The sequence below is a fragment of the Parasutterella excrementihominis YIT 11859 genome (genome assembly GCF_000205025.1).
Taxonomy (GTDB): Bacteria; Pseudomonadota; Gammaproteobacteria; order Burkholderiales; family Burkholderiaceae_F; genus Parasutterella; species Parasutterella excrementihominis.
Genome location: NZ_GL883760.1, coordinates 13,217 through 33,498 on the forward strand (window position 1 = coordinate 13,217; position 20,282 = coordinate 33,498).

Below are 20,282 nucleotides of genomic sequence, written 5' to 3' on the forward strand. Positions count from 1 at the left end.
ATTTGTTACATTCCGTTAAGTTTTATTTAGAGTCGGTTCCCGTAATGTGGTTGATCGCAACAGACGCGGCTGCCAGCCCCAAAGCCGCTGTCACCACGACGGAAGACCCGTAACCTGCACACGACAGACCGGTGCCGACATCACACACTCCCTCCGGGCGTTTAACGGGGTCTGCGGTGTAAACACAAGGAATGCCGAACTTCTCAACTCTCTTTCCTGCTTTTAATTTAGGGAACCCGTATTTTTTGCGAAGGTCGTACCGCATTCGGGACAAAAGAGGATCTCCGGTTGTTCGCGCCAAATCTTCGTGAATAATGTTCATGGCGCTCGTCTTGCCTCCGGCCGCACCGCACGCAACCATAAACTGCTTTCTCTTTTTACAGACGGCCGCCATGGCTGCTTTAACTTTAACGTTGTCGATGCAGTCAAGAATAATGGCATCTTCCGGCAGAAACGATTCCGCGGTTTCTACTTCGATGAAATCTTCAATCTTCCTGCAGTCACAGAGCGGATTAATTGCGCGGATCCTTTCTGCCGTCGCATCGACTTTCGGCTTCCCGTAAACCCCGGTCATCGCCTGCAGTTGGCGGTTCGTATTGCTCTCTGCAACGTTATCTAAGTCCACCAGCGTGATGCGGCCGACAGCTGTGCGCGCTAAAGCTTCGGCCGCCCAAGAGCCGACGCCTCCGAGACCGACTACGCAGACATGGGCATTTTTTAAGCGTTCGGCACCGTCCTTGGTATAAAGCTTCGCAACGCCGCCGAAGCGTCTTTCATAGTCGAGCGGATATTTGTTCTCTTCAGCCATTTTCAACTTCTTTTAGTCAGACACTATCCTCGAAAGAAACTTTGTGCTCCGATGTTTCTTCGAAACTCTTTTAATTACAGATGGGATAATTCATAATGTCAACAAAGCTCGTGAAAGAAAAACAAGCTTACTAACAATGATTATCGGAGGTTAAATGAAGATTTTAGTTCCCATCGACGGAAGCGAGTTCAGTAAACACTCAATTGAATTTGTCACTTCACGCGCAACGCTCTTAGGGCACAACCCTGAAATCGAACTGTTGAGCGTTCAGGCCCCCGTCCCCGCAAGAGCCTCCAAATTAATCGGCAATGGATCCCTGAGCGGTTATTACGACGAGGAAGCTAACGTCATTCTCGAGCCTGCCATTGAGGCATTGAAAGCTGCCGGCGTCAAAGCAACGGCTCGCTATGCAGTCGGCGAAGCCGCCCCGACAATCGCAAAGGTTGCCGAAGAATCCGGCGCCGACCTGATCATCATGGGCTCCCACGGCCGCTCTGCCTTGAAGGGCCTCCTGCTTGGTTCGGTTACCAATTCCGTTTTAGCGCTCTGCGACAAACCCGTCCTGATTCTGCGCAACAAACCGGCGCCCACTAATGACTCTCTGAAAGTCGGCGTTGCGATCGACGGCTCCAAGTATGGTGAAGCCGCTGTCGAACACATTCTTAAGAACCACGATATCTTCGGTGACCATCCGACGTTCTATCTGATGAACGTTGTCAGTGACTACGCCGGTGTCGTTATGCCGGATATGGCCGGTATGGCGCTCCCGACAATGAATGAATCCGAAGTTCGTGCCATGCAGCAGGAATCTTTTGATGAAGCCGTCGGCCCGAGCCGTAAGGCTTTCCAAGATAAAGGCTTTAAGACAGAAGAAATCTGCTTAGTCGGCAACCCCGGCGACGAAATCGCAGCTTTCGCTAAGAATGAAGGCTTAGACCTTATCGTCATGGGCACCCGCGGTTACGGAGCATTCAAAGCCGCCGTCCTCGGTTCGACCGCTACGCGTATTGCCGCGATCAGCGACACACCTCTGTTGGTAATTCAGGCAAACTAACGCCGACGGACGTTTAAAACAAACCACACATAATCAAGGGCGTCCTTTGGGGCGCCTTTTCTTATTGTAAAAATGACAAAAATCCTCAAAATCGTTGCCTTCATGGCCCTCCTGCACTGCGGGTTTACTTCTTCGCGCGTGATTTCTACCCTTTATGCCTTGAATTACGGGCAGCCTGCGTGGATGGTCGGTGTGATTTTGAGTACTTATGCAGCGATTCCGGCGCTGATTTCAATTCATGTCGGAAAATTCATCGATAAGATCGGAGTTCGCATTCCGATCACAGTCTCTTTCCTGATGATCTCGGCGGCATGTCTGATGCCGATTCTTTTCCCATATGAGAAGTTCGGTTTTTGGCCGATCATCGTGACGTCTTTACTTGCGGGCACAGGATTTGTCTTTACGCTCATCAGCGGCCAGGGCTTAATCGGACATCTCTCAAACAATAAAAATCGGGCAACCGCTTTTACCTATCAATCCATTGCCTTTTCAATTTCGGGGTCAACCGGACCAGTTGTCGCCGGCTATCTGATCGATCACGGAAGTTACTATTGGGCGTTCGGCGGCGCGCTAACCTTTGCACTCCTCGGCGGCGGAATCTTTCTGTTCCAGGCGCGGGCCCTCCCCTCGGCCTTTAACAAATCTCAGGCTAAAGATAATCGGCATCACAGTGCCTTTGAATTATTCAAAGATGAGAAAGTCAGAAACGTTCTGCTCGCGTCTGCCTTCGTTTCCATGGCCTGGGATTTACAGGCCTTCATGATTCCGGTTTATGGTACCGAGATCGGATTAGACGCCGTAGCCATCGGCTGGCTCTTGAGTACCTTCTCCATCTGTACGTTCGCTGTTCGAGTTTTCATGCCGATCCTTTCTCAGATTTTCAAGGAATGGTCCATCATTATTTTCGTAATGATCTCGGCCGGTCTGACTTATATTGTTTTTCCTTTTACGACATCGCTCACGCTTCTCTTCCTACTTTGCGGATGGCTCGGCGCGTCTCTAGGAGCTTCTCAGCCGAACGTTCTTTCACTGCTCCATCAGGTAACGCCTGACGGACGTGTCGGTGAAGCCATCGGAATCCGAACCATGCTGATGAACGCAAGCCATGCGATTTTGCCCCTGCTCTTCGGTTTCGGCGGTTCGGTGATCGGGGCGGCCTCGGCTTTTTGGGCAACCGGCGCCTTAATGGTCGGAGGCGGTGCAAAAATCGGTTATTCCGTTAGAAACATGCGCGACCCCGCTGAGAAACTGGTGGAAGACAAGGCAATTGAGCGGGAAGAGAATATCGACTTCAAAAAAAATGACAAATAATCCCGTAGTTATTGCAAGGGGTAACATCAATAAAGTAATTACTTATGGTTATTTTTCCGTAGAATAATTACAATAAGGTAGAAGCTGCGAAAAACCCTGTTTCGATAGAAACAGCGGATTCGATTACACATTACAGCAGCAAATAACACAAGCCGATTACGATTAAGTTGCCGGCGGGAGGGTAATTTTGAACACTGGGGAGACAACCGTTCTCGTTGTGGAGCCGGATCTTGACACACAGCGAGTCTATCGTCAGCGTCTTATTCATGATCCTGACATTAAACTGATTGGCATTTGTTCAAGCATTGCCTCTGCAACAGCACTGCTTGCTCAAACAAACTGCGACATCCTGTTCACGGAACTCAATCTTCCGGACGGGGACGGCTTGGATTTTATCCGCCGTGCCTCTGAAGATCTCGCGGTTCAAAGTATCGTTGCCGTCACTTCCAAAAACTCAGCTGCCGACATCGCCACTGCCATTGAAAACGGTGCCGTCGGCTATATCACGAAGCAGGACTCCGACCTTCACGATGTCGGGAACTACATTCGCATTCTGCGTGCACACGGAAGTCCGATGAGCCCAACCGCAGCGAGGGTCTTAGTCGATGCCCTGCGTCGGAAGCCGACTGTCAAGCCGGTCGTTTCCGTCGCGGCGAGCCGGCCTGCCGTCGCGAATCCCTTGTCGCCGAGAGAAACCGAAGTTCTCAATCTTCTTGCCCGAGGCATGAGTTTCGCAGAGATCAGTTCCGTTCTGAACATCTCCTGCCACACGGTCACGGCGCACATCAAGAAGATTTACCGCAAGCTGCAGGTGCATTCCCGCGGAGAAGCGGTTTACGAAGCCGCCCAGCTCGGAATTCTTCCGGCCATGTAATTCAAAAGCCGAAGGCTCGCACCTTCGGCTTTTTCTTAGATTGGGTTTTCTACTTCTTTAAAACCCAGTCGCCGCTTTTGCCGCCGTGCTTTTCCAGCAGGCGGATATCGGTCATGCACATGCCGCGGTCCACTGCTTTAAGCATGTCGTAGATGGTCAGCAGGCCGACTTGGACAGCGGTTAAGGCTTCCATTTCAACCCCGGTTCTGCCTTTGGTTTCACACGTCGCTACGCAGCGAACTTTGCTTTCTTCCGGATAGAGCTCAAAGTCAACATTCACATGCGTTAAGGCGATCGGATGGCAAAGAGGAATCAAATCCGGTGTCTTCTTCGAGCCCATGATGGCAGCAATACGTGCAACCGCCAGAACGTCTCCCTTCTTGGCGTTTCCCTTTTCCACCAGAGCAAAAGTCTCGGGATGCATGCTGATCCAGCCTTCGGCGATGCCGATGCGGTGTGTCTGATCTTTATCAGCAATATCCACCATATGGGCTTCGCCCGCCTGGTTGAAATGAGTCAACTCGGACATATAAATACCTTTTTAGAATTAGTTACAGCAAAAAACAGTATTACTGTTATATTTTTCCTTACTCTTTGAATGATAAATATTATTGGGTAAAAACGGAATGACTTTGAAACCGCTGCTCTCTCTGTGCCTCTCCTGCCTTTTAGCCGCAGCGCCGGCCGCAGGAACGTACGCCCAGAACTACAATCTACCGAATCTCGGTGCGGCAGGTGGTTCGGCCCTATCTCCGATGCAGGAACGTCAGCTCGGAGAGGAGATCATGGTCGAAGTTCGCTCCGATCCTACCTATCTGAATGACCCTGAGACCATCGACTATCTGATGCGTCTCGGCTACAAGCTCGTGTCTGCCGGTCCGGGATCCAGTTATTCCTTTTTCTTTTTCCCGATCCGCGATCCCTCCATCAATGCGTTCGCACTGCCCGGAGGTTTCATTGCCGTTCATACCGGTCTTGTCACAGCCGCTTCCAGTGAAAGCGAGCTCGCTTCCGTCCTTTCTCACGAAATCGGACACGTCACTCAGCGCCATATCGCCCGAATGATTGAAAACCAAAAAGGCAATTGGGCAGCGACCTTAGGCTCTCTGCTCGTCGCCATTTTGGCTGCCCGAGCCGGTTCTGCGGACGGCGCGGCAGCCTCGGTCATCGGCACTCAGGCAGCCTTGGCACAGAATTATTTATCGTTCTCCCGCGACGCCGAACGTGAAGCCGACCGCGTGGGCTTTAATTCTTTGGTCCGTGCTGGATTCGATCCGAAGGGCATGGAAAACTTCTTCGAACGTCTAGACTTTAATAACCGCGCGTATGAAGGCTCGCGTGCTGCACCTGCTTACCTGCGCACACACCCGCTGACCATTGATCGTATGAGCGAAGCTCAGAACCGCTCGCGCATGGCCGGCAAAAGAAATCACAAAGACTCCTTGGACTTCTTCCTGATCCGTGCGCGTCTTCGCGTTCTCCAGTCCAACCGCTATCAAGGATGGTCGGATGCTGCCGACTATTTCAGAAATGAGCTGAAAACTGCGACCGGTTATCAGGCGATCGGGGCCCACTACGGTTTAGCCGTGGCCGCCCAAAGAATGAAAAACAAGGCCGAGGCACTCAAGCAGATTGAAATCGCTCAGAAGATGGCAGGCGGAAACTCCGCCATCATCAACAAGCTGCATTCAAATCTCGTGTTTGAATCTTCTCCGGAAAACCGCTCACGAGGACTTCAGCTCGCAAAGAGCGCTCAGCAAAAATCGCCTTTATCTACGATGCTTGTTCTCAATTACGGTGACTTGCTGCTCAGGGATAAGAAATACAACGACCTTCTGAACTTCTTGCGCCGGCAGCACGCGTTATCAAAGTCGACGGTTGAGTACCAGTCCTTCCTCGGCCAAGCCTACGAAGCACTAGGTAAAGTAAGCCAGAGTCACCAGGCGATCGGTGAAATGTACGCGCTGCAAGGTCAGCGTGTTGCCGCCATTCAGCAGCTTTCGCTTGCCCAAAAGGCCAATGACGGAGACTTCTACACCATGAGCGAAATTGATGCTCGACTCAGAGAACTTCGTCGAGACGAAGACTTTGACCGCAAGCATTCCAATTAGTCATTCTGATTGCCGGCATCAAACGCTGGCGGCCGGCCGTTTGCACTATCGTTGTCAAAAGTTACTTTTTTCGGGCTTAAAGCGCGCTCATTTAGTGAGAAAATGGTCAGAATTAACTTTTTGAGATCTAAGGTTATAAATTGACTGAAGAAATAAAGATGAACAATCCGATTGAAACTGATGCCGTCATCATCGGCGCCGGTCCCGTCGGACTTTTCCAAGTTTTTGAATTGGGCCTTCTTGAAATGAAAGCCCATGTTTTGGATTCTTTAAACCATCCGGGCGGTCAGTGCGTCGAGCTCTACCCCGACAAACCGATTTACGACATTCCGGCAGTTCCCGTCTGCACCGCCAAAGAGCTGACGGAAAACCTGCTCAAGCAGATTGAACCGTTCAAACCGACCTTCCACTACGGTGAGGAAGCTCAGGTTCTTAAGAAGCTTGACGACGGACGTCTCTACGTTAAAACATCTAAGGGTACCGAATTTTTAGCCAAGGCCGTCTTCATTGCAGCCGGCGTCGGCAGCTTCCAGTCCCGTACGCTCAAAGTTCCGCACATTGAACAGTTCGAAGGCAAACAGCTCCACTACCGCGTCAAGAATCCTGAGATTTTTGAAGGCAAGAACATCGTTATTTGCGGCGGCGGAGACTCCGCCCTTGACTGGTGTCTAAACCTCGTCAGCAAGGCCGAAAGCGTTGTACTGGTCCACCGCAGAGAAGGCTTCAGAGCTGCGCCTGCCTCTGTTAGCAAGATGAAAGAGCTTTGCGACAACTGGGAAATGCAGTTTGAAGTCGGTCAGGTTACCGGCTTTACGGAAGAAAACGGCCAGATGACCGAAGTTAAGGTCACCGGCGCCGACGGCGTCACTCGCCGCATTCCTGCTGAACACCTGCTCGTTTTCTTCGGCTTGCAGCCGAAACTCGGACCGATTGCGGATTGGGGCCTGACGCTCGAAAGAAAACAGATCGTTGTGGACACTGCCCGCTTCGAAACCAACATCCCGGGCGTTTTTGCCGTCGGCGATATCAACATTTATCCGGGCAAAAAGAAACTGATCCTGTCCGGTTTCCATGAATGCGCGCTGGCTGCTTTCGCTGCTTCCGAATACGTGTATCCGGAAAAACGCGTTCTCCTGCAGTACACGACAACAAGCCCGAAACTGCACAAAGTGCTCGGCGTTGAAACACCGCACTTTGACTAATTTCTCGGTTTACCGGGTTCCTAGATAGGAAAATCCGCCGAAAGCTTTGAGCTGACGGCGGATTTCCTTTTTCAATCTCTTTTAGGTATCGGATACCTTAATGGAGGGCATCTTCGCGCTGTAGTCTTTGTTCTTCTTAGAAACGGCGACTGCCAACTTACGAGCGATTTCTCTGTAAGCCTGAGCGACCTTGCTGTCCGGGTCAGAGATCACGATCGGTTCGCCCTTGTCCATGCTCAGACGAATGTTAATGTCGAGCGGGAGTTCGCCTAAAAGTTCAACACCGTACTGCGCAGCCATCTTGGCTGCGCCGCCTTCGCCGAAGATATGTTCTTCATGGCCGCACTTCGAGCAGATATGAGTAGCCATATTCTCGATGATGCCGAGGATGGGAACGTTCACTTTTTCGAACATCACGAGACCCTTACGAGCGTCCATCAGAGCGATGTCCTGCGGAGTCGTTACCACTACGGCGCCTGTCAAAGGAACTTCCTGAGACAAAGAGAGCTGAATGTCGCCGGTTCCCGGGGGCATATCAACGATGAGGTAGTCCAAGTCTTTCCAATTGGTCTGTTTCAGAAGCTGCTGGAGTGCGGAAACTGCCAGCGGACCTCTCCAAATCATCGGCTGATCCGGATCGATGAGCACGCCGACGGAAGCGACCTGCAGACCGTGAGCAACCATCGGTTCAAGAGTCTTACCGTCAACGGAGTAAGGTTTATCAGTGATGCCGAGCATAGTCGGCTGGCTCGGACCGTAAACGTCGGCATCCAGCAGGCCGACTTTGGCGCCTTCCTGCTGAAGGGCAAGTGCTAAGTTCGCAGACACAGTGCTTTTGCCTACGCCGCCCTTGCCGCTGGAGACGGCAATGATGTTGCGGACAGAGTCAAAAACTTTAACGCCTCTCTGTACTTCGTGAGCGATGATGTTTTGGCTGATTTTGACATCGGCGGGGATGCCGGCTTCGACCAATTTAGCGCGGACCATCTCTTCAATGACGGATCCCTGTGTTTTGGCCGGATAATCTAATTCGATCTGGACGGTTGTTTTTCCGTCTTCTGTAGTAACTTTCTTCAAAGCCTTAGAAGAAACTAAGTCTTTGCCCGTATTCGGGTCAATGACGCCAGAGAGAACCTCTCTGATTTTTTCCTGCATTGTGTTCTCCTTACTGTTGGACTCGGCAGGCGTGAGAGCCTCTTTCCAAGTTCGTCCTAGGATATCAGATAGTTCGTAACTACTGCTTACGAGTTCCTGATCCGCTAAAATTATTTCTTTTCAAAAGCATTCTAGAAAAAGTCATGACTAATCGCACTATCTTCTTGACGACGGCACTGCCGTACGCCAATGGAAACTTCCATTTCGGACACATCATGGAATATATCCAGGCCGACATTTGGGTCCGTCATCAGCGGATGTGCGGATCAACCGTTCACTTTGTCGGTGCAGACGATGCCCACGGTGCTCCGATTATGATTTCGGCTCAGAAAAAAGGCGTCACGCCCCAGGAATATGTCGCCGAAATCTCTGCCGGCCGCGCCAAGTACCTTGACGGATTCTTTATCCGCTTCGACCACTGGCATTCCACCGACAGTAAAGAGAATACCGAGCTCGCGCAGGACATCTACAAGCGCCTGAAAAAAGCCGGTCTGATTTACTCTAAAGAAATCGAGCAGTATTACGACCCGGTTCGTCAGATGTTCCTTGCCGACCGCTTTATCAAAGGCACCTGCCCCAAGTGCGGCGCACCTGACCAGTACGGCGATTCCTGCGAAGTCTGCGCTTCCGTCTATCGTCCGACCGACCTGATCAATCCCTACTCCGCACTCTCCGGAAGCAAGCTTGAACTGCGTAAGTCCAAACACTTTTTCTTCAAACTGTCCGATCCCAACTGCGTAGAGTTCCTGCGTCAGTGGACACGCAGTACTGCCCCCGACGGCACGCCTCGTCTTCAGTCTCAGATCGTTGCAAAAACAGCCGAATGGCTGGGCAAGGACGGAGATCTGAGCGACTGGGACATCTCTCGCGACGCTCCTTATTTCGGCATTGAAATCCCCGATGAGCCGGGCAAATTCTTCTACGTTTGGCTGGATGCCCCGATCGGCTACCTCGCCAGTCTGAAGGCATACTGCGAATCCAAGGGCATCAATTTCGAAGCTCTGCTGGAAACATCTACAACCGAGCAGATTCACATCATCGGTAAGGACATCGCCTACTTCCATACGCTTTTCTGGCCTGCCATGCTGCACTTCTCCGGCAAACCTTTCCGTGTGCCGGATCACGTTTGGGCTCACGGCTTCGTTACCGTAGACGGTCAGAAGATGAGCAAGAGCCGCGGCACTGGTCTTGATCCCCTGGTTTATCTTGAACTCGGCATGGATCCGGAGTGGCTGCGCTACTACTTCGCCTACAAGCTCAATTCCAAGGTCGAAGACGTAGACTTCAGCTCTGCCGACTTCATTTCCCGTACCAACTCCGACTTAGTCGGCAAGTACGTCAACATTGCCAGCCGTTCCGCAGGCTTCCTCGTCAAGCGTTTCGAGGGCCGCGTCTCGGATCCGGCCATTGCAGAAAGCAGTCTGATTGCCGAAATCAAGGCCGCCGCTCCTGATATCAATGCTTCTTTCGAAGGTCGTGAATACGGCAAAGCCCTCCGCGCCGTGATGGAGCTTGCCAACAAAGTCAACGAATACGTCGACCAAAAACAGCCTTGGGAATTGGCTAAACAGCCCGAGAGAGCTGCAGAGCTACACGCTGTCTGCTCCGTGACGCTTGAAGCCTTCCGTCTGCTGACGCTGTTCCTGAAGCCGGTTCTTCCCCGCACCGCAGAAAACGTCGAAACGTTCCTCAACTGCGGCGAGCTGACATGGAACTCTGTTGACAACGCTTTATCTTCCGACAAACCGATCAACCCCTTCAAGCACCTCATGAAGCGTGTTGATGAAAAACAAGTTCAGCAGCTCTTCGAACTGAGCTCTAAGGCAGCGAAGGCTGCTTCCGAGCCTGCCAAAGAAGAGAAGAAGGCAGAAGCCGAATCCGAAGAATTCGTCTTCGAACCCCTGGCTCCGAATATCACTTTTGACGACTTCGCCAAGGTCGACCTCAGAATCGGCAAGATCCTGGACTGCAAGAAAGTCGAAAAGAGCCGCAAACTGCTTCAGCTCACGATTGATGTCGGTGAAAAAGAACCGCGCAACATCTTCTCCGGCATTGCTGCTTACTACAAACCGGAAGATCTGATCGGCAAACTCACCGCGGTTGTCGCGAACCTGGAACCGCGCAAGATGATGGGAAGCTTCTCCCAGGGCATGCTGCTTTCCGCTTCCGACGGAGCCGATACACCTTCCGGCCTTTACCTGCTTGAACCCTTCCCGGGTGCTAAGCCGGGTATGCGTCTGCACTAATCGCATTCCATAGGAGGACCCTCGGTCTCAGGCCGAGGGTTCTTTTTTTTCGGCTACTGAAAAACCTTTATTTTTGGAAAATAGTTGAAGCTCGCCGCTCAAAAATGAGATATTGGGAGGATAATCTAGGCACTTAGCTTCTGAACCCAAGTTCTAAATAAGTTTGTTTTACCTTGGCAGTCCGACTGCCGTAAGTTATCCACTGTATTAGATCCAAGATAAATGAGCGCGAGATCTCACATCGTAGAGGCCCTGCATCGTTTCCCGTTAGCACGATTCGAGCCGGCCTCTCTTTGCATTTTAAAAAATTATTCTTTTTCCACTTTCACCAGTGACCTCTCTGCAGGCCTGACAGTCGGTGTAGTGGCGCTTCCGCTTGCGATGGCTTTTGCCATCGCTTCCGGTATGACACCGGAATCCGGTATTTACACCGCGATCATCGCAGGATTTTTAATTTCTCTTTTAGGCGGATGCAAAGTCCAGATCGGCGGTCCGGCCGGTGCCTTCATTGTTATCGTCTACGGCATCATTGCTCAGTACGGCGTCGGCAACTTGCTCATTGCCACATTCTTCTCGGGCATATTCCTATTCCTAATGGGGCTCTTTAAGATCGGGAGCTTCATTCGATTTATTCCGGTCTCGATCGTGATCGGCTTTACCAACGGTATCGCTGTGCTCATCGGTCTTTCTCAGATCAAGGACTTCTTAGGCCTGAACATTGCCAAGATGCCGGCTGACTTTTTCCATCAGATCGAGACGCTCGCCGGCGCCATCAATACCGTCAACCCTTATGCTGTCGGCTTAGGTCTTGCCTCCTTAATCATCGTCTTTGTCTGGCCTCGTTCCTGGACAATCGGCGGTGCACCCTGGAGAAGGTGGCTTGCCAGAATTCCGAGTACCGTTGTCGTGCTGATCGTTATGACCGCGCTGGTTTCTCTGTTTAACCTTCCGGTTGAAACCATCGGCTCCAAGTTCGGCGGCATTCCGCAAGGACTCCCGAAGTTCGAAGTTCCAGACATCAGCTGGGGCAATGTCAAGCAGCTGCTCGGACCGGCAATCACATTGGCCTTGTTAGGCGCTATCGAATCCCTGCTTTGTGCCCGCGTTGCCGATGCAATGACGGACGAACGCCATGACCCCAATCAGGAACTGATGGGACAAGGCATTGCAAACTGCATCGTGCCTTTCTTCGGCGGTCTGCCGTCAACCGGCACCATTGCTCGTACCGTCACCAACATCAAGAGCGGGGCCGTCACTCCGATGGCCGGCATGATCCACAGTCTGACCCTTTTGGTCATTATCCTGGTAGCTGCTCCCTTGGCAATGAACGTCCCTCTGTGTGCGCTTTCTGCCATCCTTTTGTTCATGGCCTTTAACATGGGCAATTGGCATGAATTTGTTCGCCTCAGACAGTTCACCATGTCTTATAAGGCAACGCTGCTGGTCACGTTCTTCCTGACGGTGATCTTCGACCTGACCGTTGCCGTTGAGATCGGTCTGCTCACTGCGGCCCTGTTCTTCCTCTATCGCATGAACACTCTCACTCGAGTGATTCCCAAAACGCTTCCCTTCGATGCTCCGAAGCAAATTGAAGCGTGGGCAATGGAAGGCGCGCTTTTCTTCGGTTCCGTTTCCAAGCTGGAAATCGTCACCGATCCGAAGCATATCTCCGCACCTGATGCACCGGATGTCGTGATCTTCGATTTCACGGATTTGCTGTCGATCGACAACAGTGCACTTGACATCATCGAGTCCTTCCAGCGAAACCTCGTGAAACACGGCAAAATCCTGATTGTGGTCGGTGCGAGCGAGCATCCGCTGCGCCAAATGAGGCGTCTAGGCTTAGCCCAGCGTCTCGGCAAATATATGTGCCCTGACATGGAAACCGCGCTTCAATTAGCCCGTGAGGCAATCTACAAGAAAGAGGAACCGAACCCGAATCCGAGAGAAGAAATTCGGATTGTTGAACATAAGTAGTTCGTCCTTCTAGCGAGCCCGTCCGCAGCGACGGGCTTTTCGTTTTTGCGTCCGAAAAATTAGAAACTGTTCTTGTCTGGACAGAAGCTCTTCTATCGTGGTATATCTTTACGAAAACAAAATAACCCTCGGAGACAAGGATGGGAAACGTATCCACGGAATGGCTGGCCGCAATCAGCACAGGACGCGATTACAGCATCGACGAAAAGAAAAAAGGCTGTGCTGTTCCTGTGACACCCTGGCTGCATCCGCCGGTCGGTAAAAGACTGCGAGACCTGATCACCAAGCTTGGAACCGTTCGTGAACTGGAAAGGCAGGAGATTCTCTATCCGCAGGGCAGAAAAGTTTCCGATATTGTTCTCGTTCAACAGGGTGTAACGGCACGCAACTTCGGCAATGCAGTCTCCGGTCCGAAGGCTGCCGCCATCTCTACGCCGGGCCATTTTGCCTGCGGCAACCTCAATTTCTTAACACGCCGTCCCTCTCTGGGAACCTATTTCGCTTTAACGAAGGCCCAAGTCGTCATATGCCCGAAGGATCTTTTGCTGCCTGTCCTTTCTACGGATCCGGAACTGTTTGCCTATACCATCCGATTATTGGAAAGTTGCACGCTCTCGGACCGGGTCGGTTTTGCGCTGATGGCGTTTTCCCCTGTGGACCTTCGTCTGAAGGCTTTTGTGGTGACATGGGCGATTCATTACGGCAAGCTCTCTGCCGACGGCTTTATCAAGTGTCCTATTCCTCTGACACGAAATAACCGCTGTCTTGTCGCAAATGCATCGCCCGTCTCCACGGACAATGCCTTAAAACGCTGGAAAGAAGAAGGCGCCTGGGTTCGGGACGGCGATTTCGTCACTTTCCCTGCAGATTTCGTGGATGACGCCTATCAGTGGATGCGTTCTGCGGAGGAAAGCAGTGAGTATGCCTATCCGAATACCTTCAGGGAGCTGATGGAAGCGCTCCCTCCGCTCACCAATCCTTGGTATTAATTTTCTGATTTGTTCTATCCCTTCTTTATCCGCCGCCTGCCTCAAAAGCAGGCGGTTCATACGTTTTCATTAAATTTTCAGCCTAACGTATTAGTTATTTGTCATTTTTCTATACCCTCGTAAACCCTCGAAGCATCCACCAAACCCTTTGGGTAGTTAAGAAATCCTTCAGTTTTTAAACTTTTTTTATCGGTTATGAAGAGCCGACAACATCATCAAGGAGGATTTTTAAATGACATTCACCCGCAGAACCTTCATGGAAACCACTTGCGCTTTGAGCGCCGGACTCGTTTTCGGAAGCTTGGCCCATGCTTCAACCAAAGTTCCTGAAAAATGGGACGAGACCTGCAGTCTTCTCATTATCGGTACCGGTTTCGCCGGCCTGGGCGCTGCCCTTGAAAGCCACTATCTCGGCATGAAAGACATTCTTGTTGTTGACAAGATGCCCTCTGCCGGCGGCAACTCCATCATCAACGGCGGCGCCATCGCAGCAGCCGGAACGGATATGCAGGAAAAGGCCGGTATTAAAGACAATGCCGATCTTCTTTACTCCGACATTCTGAAAGCCGGCGGCGGTCTTGCCCATAAAGAACTTGCCAGAAGAATCGCCGACGAATCCGTTTCCAACTATAAATGGCTTCGTGACGAAGTCGGCGTCAAGTTCAAAGCCGTCACTTACCACGGCGGTCACTCCGTTCCTCGCAGTCATGCCGTGATGGAAAACAGCGGCGCCGGATTCATCAATCCGATGCTTGCAAAATGCAAAGAATTCGGCATCAAGATTCAACTGAGAACCATCGTGGATGACCTGATCGTCAACGATAAGGGCTGCGTCGTCGGTGTTAAGGCCCGCATCAATCATCGTTTCAATCGCCCTGACAGTGGCCGAGTCGTCTACATCCGCGCTACTAAGGGTGTGCTGATTGCCTCCGGCGGTTTCAGCCAGAACGTCAAGATGCGTACCAGCCATGACCCGCGTCTGACCGACGCTTTCGGTTCCACGAACCATCCGGGCGCAACCGGCGAAATGATTCAGGAGGCTCAGGCTTTAGGCGCCAACACCATTCATATGGACTGGATCCAGTTAGGACCGTGGACCTCTCCTGACGAAAACGGCTTCGGTCTCGCTCCGCTCGCCGTGGAATCCATGGTCGGCTATGGCCCCATGATCAACCCGACCACCAGCAAGCGCTTCATTAAAGAAACCGGCAACCGCAAAGTTCGTGCTGATGCCATCGTTGCCCTCGGCAAACCGGCCATCATCTATACCTGCGAAGCCAACATGATGAACAAGGTCGTCGGCAAGAACATGAAGCCCGAACAGTTTGAAACTGCCCTTAAGAACGGTGTCATCCGCAAGTTCGACGATCTCAAGTCTCTGGCTGACTTCTACAAGCTGGACTACTCCACCCTTGAGAAAGAAAATGAAAAATTCAACGGCTACATGAAGGCCATGAAGGATCCAGAATTCGACTGCATGTTCTTCAAAGACGCTGTCCTCAACACCAAGGGACCGTTCTACGCCATTCGTTTGTGGCCGCGTGTTCACCACACCATGGGCGGTCTTGAAATCAACGAAAAAGCCCAGGTTCTCGACGTCAAGGGCAATCCGATTGCCGGTCTGTACGCAGCAGGCGAAGCCACCGGCGGCGTACACGGCATGGTCCGTCTCGGAACCGTTGCTGTTGCCGACTGCATCATCTTCGGTCGTATCGCCGCTCGCACCGCTAACGGCTGGGCCGGCTGCTAATTCTCTTCCCTAGTCCGAAGCCTCCGACCGGAGGCTTCGGAAGGAGAACCAACATGACCCCATTGAATTCACTGACAAAATTACTCGGGATCGGACTCCTTGCCGCGATGTTTTCCTGCTCGGCCTTCGCAGCCGACGCCCCGAAGATGGGTGCCGATAAGCACGTCGCCAAAGGCGTCGCATGCCAGACCTGTCACGGAACCGACCTCAAGAATCCGAATCTTCCGACAGAAGAAACCTGCACACAGTGCCATCCGAAAGCAGCGCTTATTGAAAAAACGAAAGATCTTCCCGGCGCCAATCCCCATAACGCGCCACATAACGGAGACTGCGTTAACTGCCATCTGATGCATGAGCCGCCGGAAGACTATTGCGCACAGTGCCATAAATTCAACTTCAAAGTGAAATAGATCAAATGGCACAAAAAAGGGAGGAATACCTTATGAAATCAACAAAAATAATTGCTGCGCTCGCATGCAGCTTCTGCGGAAGCGTTTACGCTTCCGACGTCTCGATCTACGGGATGGTGGATGCGTATGTCCAGCTTTACAACGGCGGAAACGGTACAGTTGTCGACTTCGGTAGCGGCGGTAAAGGAGGATCGCGTGTCGGCATCAAAGGAACGGAAGACCTAGGAGGCGGAACCAGTGTCTTCTTCCGCCTGGAAAACGGTTTCTTTGTCGATAACGGCACCAACACTACCGCCGCTCAGCCGGAGGGCTGGGCGTTCCAAAGAGAAGCCGTTCTCGGAATTAGAAATACGGATTGGGGTACGTTTTCTTTCGGTCGCCAGTACACGCTGAACTTCGGCGGCATCGCGCAGTTTGACGCCTTTGCCTGCAGCTTAGGCAGTACGATCAACAACTTTATGGCCCCTGCGCCTTACCTGCCGAATAATCATATTCCCGGCATTAACGGCGCATCCGGTGTCGACAATCTGACTCGCAGAGACAATTCTTTTGTCTATGAGAGTCCCAGCTTCGGCGGCTTAAAGCTATCCGCCATGGTTTCGTTAGGGGAGCAGAATAAGCTGAACTCCGAAAGCGAAATGTCGAATAAGTACGGCAACAGCTATGCAGCTCAAGCCGTCTATCGCAAAGGCGCCTTCGGTATCGGCTTTACTTACACCTATCAAAACCTGGCGGCAGAAGCTCCGAATAATCTCAAGGATCCGAATGCGCATGCTGCACTGTATAACTTAGGAGCGAGCTACGACTTCGGATTCACCAAGCTTTACGGCAACCTGGTCTATAAGAACGGCTCCAAGGCCGCAGTTCGAGATACCAACCCAAACATCATGGTGTACAGCGTGTCAACAAAGACTCCGTTGTTCAGCGGCAGCCTGTTAAACGGCTTTGCATATTTGAAGAACAATACAACTGATTCGGCCAATGCGTGGAACGTCTCGGCTCGCTACGACTATCCGCTGAGCAAGCGCACCACACTTTACGCCGGCGCTGCCTATCTCAACAACGAAAAGAACGTGAATTACACGATCAACGGCGGAGGCGGCACCTCATCGGCACCGACCACCAACATGGGAAAAAATCCGTGGACTACATTCGTGGGTATGAACCACACTTTTTAATGAATTTTCTTCTTTTGTGATCTGAGAGTACTTCAAAGTCTTGACCTTCGGGAATGCGGTTTCTCCTTCCGCAGTCCTGAAGGTTTTTCTTATCGATCAGATCCGATCGTAGACAGGCTTGTACATCGCCTCCTGAATCGCTTTGGATAAATCATCGGGTTTCGGCACGCCGGCAACGCCCGCTGTGAAACATTGCTCGGCAACCGCAGCCGCGATGGACTGAGAGACTTCGCGAATCTTTGTGAGCGACGGGAACAAGCTGCCGTTCTCCAGGTCGTCTTCCGAGACAATCTTAGAGAGCGCTTCTGCAGCACTCAAAAAAACGCTTTGTGGAACAATCCGGGGCGATGAGACAACTAATCCGAGACCGATTCCGGGGAAAACATAAGAGTTGTTGCTCTGACGAGGAATAAACGTCTTTCCGTTCACTTCAACCTGCGGGAAAGGACTGCCGGAAGCAAAAAGACATTTTCCTTCTGTGTAGGTATAGGCCTCTCTTGCCGTGCATTCGGATCGAGAGGTCGGATTCGACAAGGCAAAGATGATGGGGCGCTCATTGATTCTTGCCATTGCGCTGAGCACATAGGCATTAAAGGAGCCTGCCTGAGCCGCACAGCCCACAATCGCCGTAGGCTTCACTTCACCAATGGCATCTAAGAAAGTGCTTTGAGGTTCCTGCTCGTGGGCAAATTTCTGCTTCAGCGGCGTCAGCCCTTCCCGATCTTTTGTCACCAGACCGTGAGAGTCAAAAAGGAAAATCCTATCGACGGCTTGTTCCTGCGTCAGGCCTTCCTTCATCATGGCTTCGACCAGCAGATCCGCGATGCCGCCTGCAGCCTCACCGGCGCCTAAGAAAAGGAATTTTTCCTCCGAAAGGGAACTCCCCTTTACCCTTGCCGCAGCGTAGAAACCTGCCACCGCAACGGCCGCCGTCCCTTGAATATCGTCATTGAAACAAGCGGTCTTGTCCTTCCATTGATCCAACAGTGCAAAGGCGTGCCGATTGGCAAAGTCTTCGAATTGGATTATCACATGAGGCCAGCGTGCTTTAGCGGCTTCAATGAATTCTCGGACAAAGGCGTAATACTCCTCGCCGTCGACCCTCAGCTGCTGAAGACCGAGATAAAGCGGATCGTGCAGCAAACCTTGATTATTGGTCCCCACATCTAAGAGCACCGGCAAAGAGCGCGCGGGATTGAGCCCGGCACAAGCCGTATAAAGGGAAAGTTTTCCGATCGGAATGCCCATTCCGCCGGCGCCGAGGTCACCTAATCCGAGAATGCGTTCCCCGTCCGTCACGACAATCATGTCGACATCATCGTGCGGCCAATTATTGATCACTTCCTGAACCGAGCCTTTATCTTCAATCGTGACGTAAAGGCCCTCCGGCTCAGTGTAGATTCGATCGAATTCCTGACAGGCTTTGCCGACCGTCGGTGTATAGACAATAGGCATCAGCTCCTCGATATTATTTTCGAGGAGGTAATAAAAGAGAGTTGCGTTCCTGTGGCGGATCAGCGAAAGGATTTCGTATTTCTGAAGCGGTTCTTCTGCCTGGTGAATTCTCTCCAGAGCCCGCTTGGCCTGATGCTCCAGCGTCGTCACTCTCGGAGGAAGCAGTCCGCGCAATTTCCGTTTTATTCTGGCATCCTGACTAAAGGCTGTTCCTTGATTGACGAACGGATCATCCAGAGCTTCCGTTCCCACACTGATATTTTTCATTTTTTATTTTTCCGAAAAACAGAAAGTTCGACAGAACGGAGCGAATTGCCGATAACAGCCGCGTCAGACTCCTGCCGAAAGAGAGGGACAAGCCCTCCCTCGAACCAAAGTACAGCTTATCAGGTCAAACCGCGCTACGACAACTTTTCAGGAATAGCAGGCGGCTGAAATACGTCGACACCTTGCTGCTGCATTTGCTTGACCTCGGGAATCCGCAGGCGCAGAGCCGTGTAAATCGGCTGGCTCTTAAGGACTTGAGCCGTAAAGAAGGCAAGCGCAGAACCGATGAGCATGGGAAGCGTTAAATCCCAGCATGCGGTCATTTCAAGAATCAGCAGAACGCCGGTAATCGGCGCGCAAATCGTGGAGGCAAAGAAAGCGCTCATTCCGACGGCGCAGAAAGCCATCGGGTTTAAATCAAATCCGATGAGATTCAGCGTCCACGCAAAAACGTGACCTAAGATTCCGCCCATCAAAAGAAGCGGAGAGAACAAGCCGCCGGGTACGCCTGTCGCGTAGCAAAGAGGCGCAAAGAACCAGCGTATCAATCCGATGACCAACACTGTTGCAATGGGGAACGTATAGTTCAGCATCTCAGTGCCAAGCTGATCTCCGCCGCCGGCAAGTCCCGGAGCAAAGTAAACCAGCAGTGCAACGACGATGCCGATGATTCCGGCCTTCACTTCAGGAATGACCTTGGTGAAGTACGCATTCGTGTTCAGAAGAATAAGAACCATCTTGTTGTAGAGCGGTCCCATCACGCCGATAAAGATTCCGAACAATATGAAAGCGATGGATTCTTTGACACCCGGAATCATGAAGGTTCGGTTGATGACGTTGTAGTCGGGCTGCATACCAAGGATCGTCATCGACACCGTACATCCGGCAAAAACGCAGATCAGCGTCGGAATCACCAGATTCATTCGGATATCTTTAGTGGCTTCCTCAAAGGTGAACATCGCTCCTCCGAGCGGAGAGGAAAAAGCCACACCTAAGCCGGTACCGGCAGATGCAATCGTAAGAAAACGGAGCTCTTCTTTCGAGAATTTCAGGATGCGGGCAATCGTTGCACCGATTGAGGCGCCCATTTGGACTGTCGGACCTTCGCGTCCGAGGGCCATGCCGCTGCCAAGCGTCAAAATACCGCCGAAGAACTTAACCAATAAGATCTTAAAGCGTGCCGGCTCAACCTCCTCGCGCCAAGCGGCCTCAACATACTGAATACCGCTGCCGCCGGCGGTCGGTGCGAAACGAACTAAGAATCGTCCGATAACAGCGCAGGCTACGCACACGAGCAGAACCGCACCAAATCCTTCCCAAAAACTGACGGAATGGGCCCACGTCGTTAACTCCATCCGCAGATGGTCTGCTTTATGCAGGAAGAACTGGAAGTATCCGCCTACCGCTCCGGTGCAGAGCCCCGCAAACAGACATACCAAATAAAACCAACATTTACGCGTAAAGGACACGATCCCTCCTTTGGGGACACTCCGCC

At 51.9% G+C, this 20,282-nt stretch carries 16 protein-coding genes; 11 read left to right on the forward strand and 5 right to left on the reverse strand.

The genetic code is table 11. The features are described 5' to 3' along the window. Positions 1-22: 22 nt before the first annotated feature. Entirely contained in the window at positions 23-808 is a 786-nt protein-coding gene (locus HMPREF9439_RS11480; RefSeq protein ID WP_008810144.1) for a tRNA threonylcarbamoyladenosine dehydratase, read from the reverse strand. Between the two features lie 154 nt (positions 809-962). On the opposite strand from HMPREF9439_RS11480, the gene HMPREF9439_RS11485 reads away from it, so the two are divergent. The 3 genes from HMPREF9439_RS11485 to HMPREF9439_RS11495 all read left to right on the forward strand — a co-directional run bounded on the left by HMPREF9439_RS11485 (position 963) and on the right by HMPREF9439_RS11495 (position 4,047). Then, a complete protein-coding gene (locus tag HMPREF9439_RS11485; protein WP_008810145.1) occupies positions 963-1,862 on the forward strand; it encodes a universal stress protein in 900 nt (299 codons plus the stop codon). A gap of 72 nt (positions 1,863-1,934) precedes the next feature. Further along, positions 1,935-3,173: an MFS transporter gene (locus HMPREF9439_RS11490; RefSeq protein WP_008864983.1), complete on the forward strand. Its 1,239-nt coding sequence runs from the start codon at positions 1,935-1,937 to the stop codon at positions 3,171-3,173. A gap of 187 nt (positions 3,174-3,360) precedes the next feature. Continuing rightward, positions 3,361-4,047 carry a LuxR C-terminal-related transcriptional regulator gene (locus HMPREF9439_RS11495; RefSeq protein WP_008810147.1) on the forward strand — a complete coding sequence of 229 codons (687 nt, stop codon included), beginning with the start codon at positions 3,361-3,363 and terminating at the stop codon, positions 4,045-4,047. 49 nt (positions 4,048-4,096) lie between these two features. Here the strand turns inward: HMPREF9439_RS11495 and moaC are convergent, their stop codons facing one another. After that, on the reverse strand, positions 4,097-4,576 hold the full coding sequence (moaC, locus tag HMPREF9439_RS11500; protein ID WP_008810148.1) for a cyclic pyranopterin monophosphate synthase MoaC: 480 nt from the start codon (positions 4,574-4,576) through the stop codon (positions 4,097-4,099). A 97-nt stretch (positions 4,577-4,673) separates the two neighbouring features. Between moaC and HMPREF9439_RS11505 the strand changes: the two genes are divergently transcribed. Continuing rightward, positions 4,674-6,158 (forward strand): M48 family metalloprotease, encoded by a 1,485-nt coding sequence (locus HMPREF9439_RS11505; protein WP_008864984.1) that lies wholly within the window; start codon positions 4,674-4,676, stop codon positions 6,156-6,158. A 158-nt stretch (positions 6,159-6,316) separates the two neighbouring features. After that, the gene (locus HMPREF9439_RS11510; protein ID WP_008810150.1) at positions 6,317-7,360 is read left to right on the forward strand and encodes an NAD(P)/FAD-dependent oxidoreductase; all 1,044 of its coding nucleotides are present in this window, start codon (positions 6,317-6,319) and stop codon (positions 7,358-7,360) included. Between the two features lie 81 nt (positions 7,361-7,441). Here HMPREF9439_RS11510 and apbC read toward each other — a convergent pair whose 3' ends face one another. Beyond that, positions 7,442-8,629, reverse strand: coding sequence for an iron-sulfur cluster carrier protein ApbC (apbC, locus tag HMPREF9439_RS11515; RefSeq protein WP_370852639.1), 1,188 nt, complete (start codon positions 8,627-8,629; stop codon positions 7,442-7,444). A gap of 14 nt (positions 8,630-8,643) precedes the next feature. On the opposite strand from apbC, the gene metG reads away from it, so the two are divergent. The 6 genes from metG to HMPREF9439_RS11545 all read left to right on the forward strand — a co-directional run bounded on the left by metG (position 8,644) and on the right by HMPREF9439_RS11545 (position 17,065). Beyond that, complete coding sequence (gene metG / locus HMPREF9439_RS11520) at positions 8,644-10,761, forward strand: methionine--tRNA ligase (protein WP_278851233.1); 2,118 nt, start codon at positions 8,644-8,646, stop codon at positions 10,759-10,761. A 222-nt stretch (positions 10,762-10,983) separates the two neighbouring features. Then, positions 10,984-12,738 carry a SulP family inorganic anion transporter gene (locus tag HMPREF9439_RS11525; RefSeq protein ID WP_008810153.1) on the forward strand — a complete coding sequence of 585 codons (1,755 nt, stop codon included), beginning with the start codon at positions 10,984-10,986 and terminating at the stop codon, positions 12,736-12,738. 140 nt (positions 12,739-12,878) lie between these two features. After that, complete coding sequence (locus HMPREF9439_RS11530; RefSeq protein WP_008864988.1) at positions 12,879-13,727, forward strand: Crp/Fnr family transcriptional regulator; 849 nt, start codon at positions 12,879-12,881, stop codon at positions 13,725-13,727. A gap of 232 nt (positions 13,728-13,959) precedes the next feature. Next, a complete protein-coding gene (locus HMPREF9439_RS11535; RefSeq protein ID WP_008810155.1) occupies positions 13,960-15,477 on the forward strand; it encodes a flavocytochrome c in 1,518 nt (505 codons plus the stop codon). Between the two features lie 53 nt (positions 15,478-15,530). Then, the gene (locus HMPREF9439_RS11540) at positions 15,531-15,887 is read left to right on the forward strand and encodes a cytochrome c3 family protein (protein ID WP_008810156.1); all 357 of its coding nucleotides are present in this window, start codon (positions 15,531-15,533) and stop codon (positions 15,885-15,887) included. 32 nt (positions 15,888-15,919) lie between these two features. Beyond that, positions 15,920-17,065, forward strand: coding sequence for a porin (locus HMPREF9439_RS11545; protein ID WP_008810157.1), 1,146 nt, complete (start codon positions 15,920-15,922; stop codon positions 17,063-17,065). 96 nt (positions 17,066-17,161) lie between these two features. On the opposite strand, the gene maeA is transcribed toward HMPREF9439_RS11545, so the two are convergent. Continuing rightward, a complete protein-coding gene (gene maeA, locus HMPREF9439_RS11550; RefSeq protein ID WP_008864991.1) occupies positions 17,162-18,787 on the reverse strand; it encodes an NAD-dependent malic enzyme in 1,626 nt (541 codons plus the stop codon). A gap of 134 nt (positions 18,788-18,921) precedes the next feature. Next, complete coding sequence (locus HMPREF9439_RS11555; protein ID WP_040603667.1) at positions 18,922-20,256, reverse strand: ClC family H(+)/Cl(-) exchange transporter; 1,335 nt, start codon at positions 20,254-20,256, stop codon at positions 18,922-18,924. Positions 20,257-20,282 lie beyond the last annotated feature (26 nt).